Annotated in this window: 10 protein-coding genes; 8 read left to right on the top strand and 2 right to left on the bottom strand. The window is 42.5% G+C overall.

What is annotated here, in order from left to right; genetic code table 11:
- Nucleotides 1-227: 227 nt before the first annotated feature.
- Entirely contained in the window at nucleotides 228-1769 is a 1542-nt protein-coding gene (locus Q4574_RS01940) for a cryptochrome/photolyase family protein (protein WP_303470823.1), read from the bottom strand.
- A gap of 22 nt (nucleotides 1770-1791) precedes the next feature.
- Nucleotides 1792-3222 carry a deoxyribodipyrimidine photo-lyase gene (locus tag Q4574_RS01935; protein ID WP_303470821.1) on the bottom strand — a complete coding sequence of 477 codons (1431 nt, stop codon included), beginning with the start codon at nucleotides 3220-3222 and terminating at the stop codon, nucleotides 1792-1794.
- Nucleotides 3223-3373: 151 nt separating this feature from the next.
- On the opposite strand from Q4574_RS01935, the gene Q4574_RS01930 reads away from it, so the two are divergent.
- The 8 genes from Q4574_RS01930 (at nucleotide 3374) to Q4574_RS01895 (ending at nucleotide 11992) form a co-directional block, all read left to right on the top strand.
- Nucleotides 3374-4492, top strand: coding sequence for a succinylglutamate desuccinylase/aspartoacylase family protein (locus tag Q4574_RS01930; RefSeq protein ID WP_303470818.1), 1119 nt, complete (start codon nucleotides 3374-3376; stop codon nucleotides 4490-4492).
- A 107-nt stretch (nucleotides 4493-4599) separates the two neighbouring features.
- On the top strand, nucleotides 4600-5208 hold the full coding sequence (locus tag Q4574_RS01925) for a hypothetical protein (RefSeq protein ID WP_303470816.1): 609 nt from the start codon (nucleotides 4600-4602) through the stop codon (nucleotides 5206-5208).
- Between the two features lie 12 nt (nucleotides 5209-5220).
- Nucleotides 5221-5904, top strand: coding sequence for an RDD family protein (locus Q4574_RS01920; RefSeq protein ID WP_303470814.1), 684 nt, complete (start codon nucleotides 5221-5223; stop codon nucleotides 5902-5904).
- Entirely contained in the window at nucleotides 5901-6887 is a 987-nt protein-coding gene (locus Q4574_RS01915; RefSeq protein ID WP_303470813.1) for a stage II sporulation protein M, read from the top strand. The genes Q4574_RS01920 and Q4574_RS01915 overlap by 4 nt, the downstream gene beginning before the upstream one ends.
- Complete coding sequence (locus tag Q4574_RS01910; protein WP_303470811.1) at nucleotides 6884-8443, top strand: hypothetical protein; 1560 nt, start codon at nucleotides 6884-6886, stop codon at nucleotides 8441-8443. The genes Q4574_RS01915 and Q4574_RS01910 overlap by 4 nt, the downstream gene beginning before the upstream one ends.
- The gene (locus tag Q4574_RS01905) at nucleotides 8440-9615 is read left to right on the top strand and encodes a DUF4350 domain-containing protein (RefSeq protein ID WP_303470809.1); all 1176 of its coding nucleotides are present in this window, start codon (nucleotides 8440-8442) and stop codon (nucleotides 9613-9615) included. Before Q4574_RS01910 ends, Q4574_RS01905 begins: the two co-directional genes overlap by 4 nt.
- Entirely contained in the window at nucleotides 9612-10658 is a 1047-nt protein-coding gene (locus Q4574_RS01900; RefSeq protein ID WP_303470807.1) for a MoxR family ATPase, read from the top strand. Before Q4574_RS01905 ends, Q4574_RS01900 begins: the two co-directional genes overlap by 4 nt.
- A complete protein-coding gene (locus tag Q4574_RS01895; RefSeq protein ID WP_303470805.1) occupies nucleotides 10655-11992 on the top strand; it encodes a DUF58 domain-containing protein in 1338 nt (445 codons plus the stop codon). The genes Q4574_RS01900 and Q4574_RS01895 overlap by 4 nt, the downstream gene beginning before the upstream one ends.
- Nucleotides 11993-11998: the final 6 nt, after the last annotated feature.

Here is an 11998-nt window from a genome sequence, read left to right as displayed (position 1 = left end):
GAATCAATCACCCTGTAGCATGGTCTTTAGGCCATGGGGGGACATGGAGGAATGAAAACAATCCTCGGGGCTAAAGCACCCGCCTACAACAGAATCACCCCATGGATGAATCAATCACCCTGTAGCATGGTCTTTAGGCCATGGGGGGACATGGAGGAATGAAAACAATCCTCGGGGCTAAAGCCGCCGACTACAGGTCATATTTTTCTCGGGGCTAAAGCCACCGCCTACACGCGTTCGTTATTATCTAACGCCTTAAAAAATATTTCGCTGTCTTGGCGAATATGCCTTAATTTATCGTCTTTCATCTTATTCAACGTGGCGAATGGCATGCCTAACCTTGGGTTTGTGGCAAGCTTTTCGCGGTTACGATCTAGAAAATCCCAATAAAGATAATTGAAGGGGCAGGCCTGAGGACCGTTTTTCTGTTTAACGTTGTAATGGCAATGCTGGCAGTAATTCGACATTTTATTAATATAGCTACCACTGGCTGCATAGGGTTTACTGGCGAGCAGTCCGCCATCAGCGTATAAAATCATGCCGCTTACATTCGGCATTTCCACCCATTCATAGGCATCGGCATAGACAATTAAATACCACTCATTGACATCGTCAGGATGCACGCCAGACAATAACAAAAAGTTTCCTAGAATCATCAGTCGCTGTATATGATGAGCATAGGCATTATCGCGTGTTTCACTGATACATTGTTGCAAACAGTTCATATCCGTTTCTGCACTCCAGAAAAACTCTGGTAACGTACGCTGGGCATGAAGGGCATTTTGTTTTTTGTAATCGGGCATTTTCAGCCAGTAAATTCCTCTTACATACTCACGCCAACCAAGCACTTGACGAATAAATCCCTCAACAGAATTCAGCGGCGCATCGCCATTATGATAGGCATTCTCTGCAAGTTCGATAACTTCTCTTGGTAGCAGCAAGCCGCAATTTAAATAAAAACTGATATGCGAGTGGAATAACCAGGGTTTACCTTGCACCATGGCATCTTGGTATTGGCCAAAGTTGACCAGTCTTTCTGTTACAAAGTCCTGTAAAACCCCCAGAGCCTGCTTACGCGTGGTGGCAAAATGAAAATTCTGCAAATTGCCAAAATGGTCTGCAAATTCAGTTTCCACTAGTTGTAATACGTCTTCGGTGATTTGGTCGGGTTTAAATTGGGTATGAGTAGGAATTTCAACATCTTTATCCATGGCATTGCGGTTAGCGCTATCGTAATTCCATTTTCCTCCGCTGGGTTGATCGGCCTCCATTAACGTCATTGTTGTTTGCCGCATTTGCCGATAAAAAAACTCCATTCGCAGCTGTTTTTTGTCTTTTGCCCACTTGGCAAAATCATCGATATGACTTAAAAATCGGTCATCGTCCATGATTGTGACGGGAATATCTAACTTTTGTTGCCAACTCTTAAAATCTTCCAAAACACGATATTCGCCTGGAAAAGTCAGCGCGATTTGTTCAATGTTTGCGTTTTGAGTAGCCCGTGCCACTTCTTTGAATAAGCAGCCTTGGTTGTCAGGATCATCATATTTGATGTAGCGAACTTGATAACCTGAATTGGTTAGTGCTTCAGCAAAATGACGCATAGCAGAAAACAAAAACGCGATTTTCTTTTTATGATGTTTTACGTAATTGGCCTCGGCTTTCACTTCCGCCAGTAGAATCAAATCGTTGTTTTTGTCGCAGTCTTGTAAGCTGGCTAATGACATACTTAGCTGATCTGCGAGAATGAGTCTTAAGGTGTTAGCCATGGCGTTAATTTAATCCTGTCATTTAGGCGTTTTTAACAGCTTCATAGGCATCTAAAGCCTGTTGGCGGGACGCTTTTAAATCCACTAAAGGATGAGGGTAGTCTTTTCCAAGACAGATCCCCGCTTCACGTAATACATCCTGAGGCGCATCCCAAGGTTTGTGGATATATTTATTGGGAAGATGTTTCAATTCAGGGCAATAATGACGGACGTATTCCCCTTGAGTATCGAATTTTTCGCCTTGGGTCACAGGGTTAAATATTCTGAAAAAAGGTGAGGCATCAGCACCAGAACCGGCTACCCATTGCCAACTCGCACTATTAGCCGCTAGATCCGCATCTAATAAACAGTCCCAAAACCAACTTTCGCCATGATGCCAGTGTGTTCGCAAATTTTTAACTAAATAGGAGCCGACTATCATACGCACTCGATTATGCATGTAACCCGTTTGCCAAAGCTCGCGCATGCCCGCATCCACAATGGGCACGCCCGTCTGACCTTGTTGCCACGCTTCCAAGTCATTGTTGCGGCCACGCCACTGGTATTGGTTAAATTTGGCGTTGTAGTTTTCACTGGGTAAAGTAGGGAAGTGATACAGCAAATAATAACTAAATTCACGCCAACCTATTTCACTTAAAAAGCAATCCATATCGGCGTTATCCATACTGCCGTTAAACTTATGCAAGGTGGCATACCAAACTTGGTTAGGGGAAATTTCACCAAAATGTAAATGCGGTGACAGGTGCGAAGTGCCACTCAGGCTAGGCACATCGCGGGCTTGTTTATAATCATTTACGGGATCATGTAAAAACTCACTTAATGCAACGCCAGCTCCTTCCTCGCCTGGTTGCCACTGCTGTTGCATCTGTTTATACCAGCTAATTTTAGGCAACAATTCAAGGCTATCTATGCCTGCATCAAGGTTTTTTTGATACATAAAATTAGGCTGTTTGGGTGAAGCTTCAACTGAACGAGGAGAGGGAGCTTTTAAACACCCTTTGCGGTAGAAAGGGGTAAAAACTTTATAAGGCGTACCACTTTGATTCATTATCGTCCATGGCTCCCACAATAAGGATCCGTTAAAGCTGTTAACTTCAACCTCTTGCTCTTTCAATTGCTGTTTAATCGCTTTATCACGATGAATTTGCCAAGGTTCGTAACAGCGATTCCATACCACTTGATGAGCCCCGGTTTGCGCAATCATTTTTTGTAATGCATCGATGGGATTGCCGCGAGCTATGTGTAATTTTCCATCCAACGACTTATTAAGGCTGTGCAATGAATGATGTAGCCACCATTTACTGGCAGCGCCTGGACTGAAACTTTCGGCATTGCAATCGTCATAAATATAAACAGGAATAACATCGCCATTGTTACAGGCCTCGCGCAGTGCCGGGTTGTCGCGCAGGCGAAGGTCTTGACGAAACCACATTATGGTAACTGGGTTACTCAAAGCTAAAATCCTTATGGTTAATCAAAAATACAATGAATAAATACCTGTTTTAAACAAAAACGGATCTCACAAAAACACATATTAATTTGTACAACTGTTGTGATTCATTTACCGTAATCATAAATGTTGTATAGATAGTTTGAGTCTGTAAATGAATCAGTTTTCCAAAGAATATCTTGTTGTTGCTCAAAATGCCTCGGGTAGGAATATGAATGTGCCCTTGTATCGTTTTAAGGGTAATCAACCTGGCCCTAAAGTATATGTGCAAAGCTCAATTCATGGCGCTGAAGTTCAGGGTAATGTCGTGATCTATCATTTAATCCAAACCCTTAAAAGCCTCGATATTTGTGGTGAGATTACCCTAGTGCCTAACTGTAATCCTGTTGGAACAAATATTAAAGCGGGGGAATATACTTTAGGGCGATTTGATCCCATTAATGGTACAAATTGGAATAGAGGGTATTATTATGATCAAGTCTTGGTTACTGAGTTTGTTGATACTGTTGATGAAGGCGAATCCATAGGGTCCATTAAATCTCGTTTTCGTCAGGCGATTAAACAGAAAATTGATGAAAAGTTGACGGATACTTGGGGATTAGGATTGGCCCAACAACTCAATTTGAAGTTACAACAACTTGCCTTTGATGCCGATATTGTTATTGATTTGCACAATGGTCCTGTCTCCACAAGGCATATTTATGTGCCAGAGTATGCTAAGGCTTCTGCCGCCTTGTTTAATATTCCACATGTCATTCTCATTCCCAATAAATTTGCTGGTGCCCTGGATGAAGCAACCTTTTGCCATTGGTGGAGCTTACAAGATTTATTAACTGAAAAAAGAACCAGCCCAATTCAGTTTGACGTTGAGGCATTTACCTTAGAGATGGGATCTCAAGAAGTCATTAGTTTTGAGGAGGGTCTGTATGATGCACAAAGTATTCTGTCTTATTTGAATGCCAAAGGGTGTTTAGTGGATGCGCAATACACACCCAAAAACATGCAACGAGTGGCAGTTACCTTGAACAATTACAAAATCTTATATACTCACCAGGGGGGAATGGTGGAGTATTTAGCTAAACCTGGTTTGGAAGTAAAGAAAGGGCAACCTTTGGCTAAAGTACTGAATGTGGACGAATTAGAAAATGAACGGGGAACTGAAACCATTTGTGCGCCATGTGACTTGATTCCAATATTGCACTTTCCTTCTGCGTCAGTGTTAAGTGGTACCCAATTGTACAAGTGTTTTACCCAATATGATCGCTTAACTTAAGGCTAGGTTAGCCGTTTTAAATTACTGGATTTGCAAGATGTTTATGGCATACTCAATGGAAGGCGAGCCTGTGCTCAGTTTGTAATGCCGTTAGTACAAGGAAGTTCATGTCGTTAACTAATATTAAAGATGAGAGCCCGTATACCGCCCCCAAAGCGGAGCTAGCTAGCGCAAGCTTGCATAACTTGATTGAGAATAATGCCTTTTACGTGGTGTCTCGCAGTAAATTAGTTATTTTGTCCTTTTGTACCCTTAACCTTTACCTTTTATTTTGGTTTTATCGCAATTGGAAATTATACAGAGATAACAGTGATTTTTCGTGTATCCCCATATTGCGTGCCATTTTTAATCTGTTTTTTATTCATTCACTGTTTACCCAAGTCAATGATGCCTTACAGTCAAAACATCTCCCAGACAAAGCTTCAGGTTTGATGGCTACTCTTTATGTGATATCCATTGTCGTGTCTGTGGTAACCAATCAGTGGGAGCCTACCACTGATCAACTCGCACCCTTTGTATTGCTTTTTATGGTCACCCTTGGCTTACAATTGCTGCCTATTTTATATATTCAGAAGCGCATCAATCTAGTTTGTGACGACCCACAAGCAGAGCAAAATAACAGACTAAGTTGGTTTAATGGGTTGCTGATTTTGCCGGGAATACTTTACTGGGGGAGTCTATTCATGAGTGTTTTTATGACTTTTCTTTGGCTGTAAACAAGAGTTCAAGTGTTGAAAATAGATAATCAAATTAATTTAGAAACCCCAGAAGGTATTGATATCCAACTCACGCCAGCGGGCCTTGGGGTGCGCACTTTAGCCTTTGTTTATGATCTGCTTATTCGTATTGTCATTATTCTTGCAGCCATCATTCCGTTAGCGTTTGCGGGTAACTTTGGAATGGGAATAATGCTTATCGTGATGTTCTTAGTTGAATGGTTTTACCCCGTAATATTTGAGGTGACAAAAGGACAAACTCCAGGTAAGAAGTCTTTTGGATTAACGGTGGTATATGACAATGGTTTACCAGTGAATTTTGCTGGCTCACTGCTGCGAAATCTATTCAGAGCCGCAGATTTTCTGCCCTCTTTTTATTTGTTGGGGGGCATATGTTTACTTCTCTCTAAACGCAATAAACGGGTAGGGGATTATATTGGCGGGACTATGGTGATATATCAAGAAGCCCCTCAGCGAATGAGTTACTTTAGTTTCGAAAAACAAAAACATATAGAACTGACCTTTGATGCTGATATGCAGAAATCCATTATTGCATTTGCCGAACGTAGCAAAACCTTAAGCGCCCAGCGGCAGCAAGAACTAGCCAACATTTTATCTCCTATTCTCAATTTGCAAGGGCCTGACGCTGTCAGTCAACTTAAATCCATCGCTGCTAGTTTGGTGGGGAAAGCATGAAGCAACATGACTTTATACAATTACGTCAACAACAATGGACGGAATTTGCCGAAGCAGTAAAAGATCCTAATAAACTGCATGAATACGATATTGATCTGCCCCATGCATTTAGGCAACTCACCCATGATTTGGCGGTGGCAAAAAGTCGTCTTTACAGCCCGGCTTTAATTTCTCGCTTAAATGACCTTCTGCTACAAGGTCAACAGTGTTTATATAAACCAAGCAACCGAGTTTGGGCACCTTTTTGGCAATTTATAAAGTATGATTTTCCCGCCCAGCTATTGCTAATTCGACCCTATGTGATTTGGGCTCATATATTATTCTACGGTTTGGCGTTAATTACCTTTACCGCCACTATGATCGAACCGGATTTTGTGCGTAATGTGATGCCAAATGCTCAGGTAACCCAGTTAGAGCAGATGTACGATCCTGCCTCAAGAATTGATGAAAACACGGGAAATTATCGAAACGAAAGGGACTCTGATAGCGACTTTTTAATGTTCGGCTTTTATATAAAAAACAATATTTCCATCGCTTTTCAGTGTTTTGTTGGGGGCTTTTTATTGGGTTTTGGAACCCTTTATTACTTATTATTCAACGCAATATTTTTTGGTGCCGTGAGCGCACACATTGTGAATGTAGGTTTCTCAAGTACTTTTTTCTCATTTGTGATCACCCATGGTTCCTTTGAATTAACGGCCATAGTGCTGTCTGCAGCTGCGGGTGGCGTAATCGGTATGCATATTATTCGTCCTGGCCAATTGTCACGCAGCGCGGCGCTTAAACGCGCGGGGAAAATAACCTTTCCGATCATTTTTGGTGCTTTTCTAATGTTGGTGGTAGCTGCATTTATTGAAGCATTTTGGTCAAGTAGTACTCTGTTGCCCAATGCGGTGAAATACACGGTGGGAGCGGCTTGTTGGATATGGGTGTTACTCTATGTTTTTCCTCGAACCCCTCGTAAGCACGAGAAAGTAACGTGAATATTGATAACTTGACCCTAGAAATTCGCCCTCGCAACAGTTGGCGAGCCTTCGATTTAGGCTGTCGCATGGCGTTACGTTGGTATTCATCATTAGTCAGTTTTTGGCTAGTCGTTACCTTACCTGTTTTTGTGTTGGCTTGCGCCATTGATATTGTTTGGGGTGTAGTGGCTTTTTGGTGGTTAAAGCCGCTCTACGAAAGAGGTTTGCTGCATATATTGAGTCGCCAAGTATTTGGCGAGACAGTCACCGCAAAAGATGCCATAAAAGCTTGGCCTAAATTATTGAAAAACCAATGGTTTGCCAGTATTACATGGCGGCGTTTGTCTCCCACACGAGGGTTTGATTTAGCCATTCAACAACTAGAAGGATTGGAGGGCGTGGCGCGAAGCCGTCGCTTATCTATATTGCACCGCACCACAGATGATAATACCGGTTGGTGGACTTTGATCTGCATGGGATGGGAGTTGGTGATTATTTTCGGTTTAGTGGCGCTGATTAGTTACGTTGTACCTGCTGGCGTTAATTTTGACTATTGGCAAGCTATCTCGAGTGAAGCCTGGGGGGTAGAGCTAACCTTTAACATATTTACTTACTTTGCGTATTTGATTATGGGGCCCATTTATATTGCAGGTAGTTTTGCCGCTTATTTAAATCGCAGAGTTATTTTGGAAGGTTGGGATATTGAAATTGGTTTTAAACGGGCTCTGAAGAAAGTGGTTAAACCTTCAATGGGAGCCACATTGAGTTGTCTCTTTGCCTTAGTATTATGTGTTTCACCGGTGTCGGAAACCTGGGCGGAAGATGACGCACAGAAAATCGAAGTACCGCAGTTTGACAACGAGAAAACATCAGAGCTCAACGATACCGATCCTGCAAACCAGCAGAATATTGAATTTGAAAGTGAAGTTAAGATACGAGCCATACTTGATGCGCCGCCTTTTAATGGGCAAAAAACCGAAACTGCCTACCGTTGGGTAGGGTGGGGCTCAGATGATGATGAAGAAGAGGAAGAAAAATCCGACAGTAATTTACCCCCTTGGTTGACTGCTGCATTGTTATTCTTTGCGAACTTTTCTGAAGTGTTAATGTGGTTAGTATTTGGAATTGCACTGTTATTATTGGTTTACCTGAGCAAAGACAATATTAAAGGGTTTTTCAATCAAGCTTCCAAACAGCCCGCAGTAGAAGAATTAGATATGCCTTTATTTAGTCAAGCTTATCAGGGAGATACCTTACCCGATGATGTAGCATCAGAAATTGATCTCTTGTTTGACGCTCAGGCTTATCGCAAATTGATGTCGTTGATGTTAATCACCAGTTTGTTGGAAATCAGTAAAAAACAGGCATTACCTTTAACAAAATCGATGACCGAACGGGAATGTCTTGAGGTGATTAAAGCCTCTGTTGTTGGTGAGCGTAGTGAGTTTATGCAGCGACTTGTAGATACGTGGGTGCATCTAGCCTGGGCACATGAGTGGCCTGAAAAACCCACCATGCAATGGTTATGTGCCCAGTGGAAAACCTTGTTTGCAGAATCTGAGGTTAGCCCATGAACAATGTCAATTTGCAGCCAGTACAGAACAAACAAACTTGGACAGTAAGGATTTTATCGGTACTGATCATATTGATTGCCGGAGGGTTTTTATACACTGGAATCGAATCTTACCAAAAAGTCACGGATATTGGCTTTAATGAAGAGGCACGCAAACAACCATTTTTAGCGGCTAAATTGTTCCTTGAACAAGAAGGCACCCAAGTGCAATTGCTCGAAGATTATCGGTTATTGTATGCCAGCAGTGAGGCCGCTATTTTCCCCGACGGTGAAGACACTATTGTGTTATCTGAAGGTGAAATAGCCTTGTCTAACAATCTCGCCAATCAATTAATTGACTGGGTAAACGCTGGTGGCCATTTAGTTATGGCCCTCAACGCGAGTCAGGATGCAGATGTGTTTCGAGCCAACGAGCTTATTCAAAGACTCAACCTGGCTGTAAGTTGGTTGCCTGAAGACAGCCAAAATGAGTTTATGCCAACTGAGATAATTAACCCCCAAGAGCAACCGTTAATGGTCAATCTTGAACGTCGTTATCGATTGGTATTGCCAGAAGATCCCAATATATTTTATACCGCAGGGGATTTAAACGGCCCAACATTTGCGCAGATGGAAATGGGCGATGGCCTTATTACCCTGTTAACTGAGGTGTATATTTGGAATAACTATCAAATTGCCAATGAAGACAATGTGGAGTTGTTAGCTCAATTGGCGGGTAATTCATCCAAAGTGTACTTATTTTCAAGCCGTGAATTACCCCATTGGTTCAGCTTGCTATATGACTTTGCTCCTTATTTTATTTGGTTTTCTGCGGTATTACTTGCCTTGAGTATGTGGCATTGGTCTATGCGATTTGGACCCATTTTTCGGACTCATGAAGATAACAACACGCCATTTTCCATGCATATTAAAGCCGCTGGCGAATTTTATTGGCGGCATAAGCGACAGAACCTATTAGTCGAAGAAATTCGCCACTCAATTATTGTGGCTTTACATAAAAAACGGCCTTCAACCAAAAGTGCTGAAAGACAACAATTGCTTGAACAGTTGTCTGGGTTAAGCGGATGGTCAACAGAGATTATCGATGCCCTTATGTTTAGCCAAACGCAAATGAATGAAATGCAATTTACCCAAAGAATAGCGAGTCTACAGACTCTCAGGAAAATGTTATGAATGACGCTGAATTAGAATCCAATCCATCACCAGATATCACCGCGGAAGAAACGATTGTTGGTGGCCAAACTGAATCGCTCATTGATCAGCAAACGCTGAATCAAGCCTATGGGCAAATTGATGCGTTGAAAAACAATGTACAGCGGCTTCTGATTGGTCAAAATGATGTAGTAGAACAAGTCATTATTGCATTTTTAGCTGGCGGACACGTGTTACTTGAAGGTGTGCCGGGTTTAGGTAAAACCTTGTTGATAAGAGCGTTGGCAAAGAGCATCGACCTTGATTATAAACGGGTGCAATTTACCCCTGATTTGATGCCTGCAGATGTGACTGGTCATTCAATGTTAGACATGGCCACAGGTAAGTTTGCACTTCGTAAAGGACCCGCATTCACCCATTTACTGCTCGCAGATGAGATTAACCGTGCACCGGCGAAAACTCAGGCAGCCTTATTGGAAGTGATGCAAGAATACCAAATAACCATTGATGGTCAGAGCATGCCCTTAGAAACGCCTTTTATGGTGCTGGCGACTCAAAATCCCATCGACAATGAAGGCACTTATCCGTTACCGGAAGCTGAACTGGATCGCTTCATGCTGAAAGTTCTGGTTAGCTATCCTGAACATCAAGATGAAATTACCTTAACCAAACTCAATACAGAAAACCAAACCGGTGTGGTTAATGCCTCAATTCAAAGCGTGTTGAGCAAAGAGGATGCTTTAGGCCTAAAAGCATTGGTTAGTCGAGTTTTGATTGACGATAAAGTCGTAGATTATGCGGTGGGATTAGTACGCGCCACTCGCGAGTGGGATGGGATAGTGCACGGTGCCGGAATTCGCGCGAGCATTGCGTTAGTGCAGGCAGCTAAGGTAAAGGCTTTGTGTGAAGGTCAAGGTTTTGTCACGCCCGATCACATTAAAGCCATGTTGTTACCGGTTTTACGGCATCGAATCATCCTCTCTGCGGAACGCGAAATATCGGGCTCTTCAGCGGAACAAGTGCTGTCGGAAATTATTCAGCAGGCGGCTTCTCCAAGGCAATGAAACGAATACGGTTAGCTCCTTCAAAGCGATTACTCAAATGGGTCGCTACCTTGTCCGTGATAGGGTTAGTGCTGCCTATTGTCATTTATTTTAATGGCTTAGGGTTCTTTGCTGGTATACCCATGGCCTTGGCATTCGTGACAATTGCACTGGCGGGGTACGATTTAATTATCAGTCGTTATCCTCCCCAGGTAGCGGTAAAACGAGAAGTGCCTAACAATTTGTCGGTGCACGTGCAGCAGAACGTGAGCATTGCGATGGCCAACCGCGGGTATCGAAATTTGAATCTGCAATGTAGTGAAATTGTTCCTGAGCATTGGCATTGTTCGAATAATTTTCATCGTTGCCACTTAGAGCCAGGACAAATCGCCGAGTTTGCGTATCAGATCACACCTAGCAGAAGAGGCCCTGCACAAATTAGCGCCACTGAGATTAAAGTTGAATCGAGGCTTGGGTTTTGGGATTGTGTGTATTGGATTGAGCATGTTAGCGAACATAAAGTATTTCCGAATTTTACTGCCATCTCTGATTTGGCGGGTTTACAAGGCAGTGTGAACCTTACCCAAGCAGGGCTAAAAAAGTTTAATAAACGTGGAAGTGGTATGGATTTCCTACAACTGCGTGATTATCGGGAAGGGGAAAGCATCAAACAAATTGACTGGCGTGCTACGAGTCGGTTTAACAAACTGATTTCACGGGAATACCAGGAAGAGAAAAATCAGCACGTCATTATAATGCTCGACTCAGGTCGACGTATGCGTGTGCAGGACGACGATCTGAGTTATTTTGATCATGCCCTCAATTCTCTGATCATGTTGTCTTATACGGCATTGAAAAATGGTGACAACCTGAGTTTGCAAAGTTTTGGTAGTGAATCTCGATGGTTAAGCCATGTCCGTGGCGCACAAAATGTCAGTAAAGTCATGCAACACTTCTATGATCTATACCCTCAAAAAATCGCCAGTGATTATTTGAGTGCAGCCCAAGAATTACTAGTTAAACAGCCCAAAAGAGCGTTGATCTTATTAGTTACTTGTTTGCGTGATGAAGATTTTGATGATTTGCTCAAAGCAATCGAGTTACTCAAAGGCAAACATTTAGTCGCGGTGATCAGTATTGAAGAGCCTATCTACAAAAATATTGATGACCAGCCAGTGGAAACCTTTGACGACGCAATTGTATACGCGTCAGCCCATAAAATTAAAAAGTCCATAGATCGCAATGTACAAAGGTTAAAACAAAAGGGCGTAATTTGTATCAATGCACCCGCTTCTCACCTCACCCCGAATGTATTGAATACTTACTTGAGTATTAAAAAGGCCGGTTTACTCTAGGCTTCA

The organism is Aliiglaciecola sp. 3_MG-2023 (genome assembly GCF_030548205.1).
Classification (GTDB): Bacteria; Pseudomonadota; Gammaproteobacteria; order Enterobacterales; family Alteromonadaceae; genus Aliiglaciecola.
Note: the sequence above shows the minus strand (reverse complement) of the source record. Positions and strands in the feature narration are given on the sequence as shown.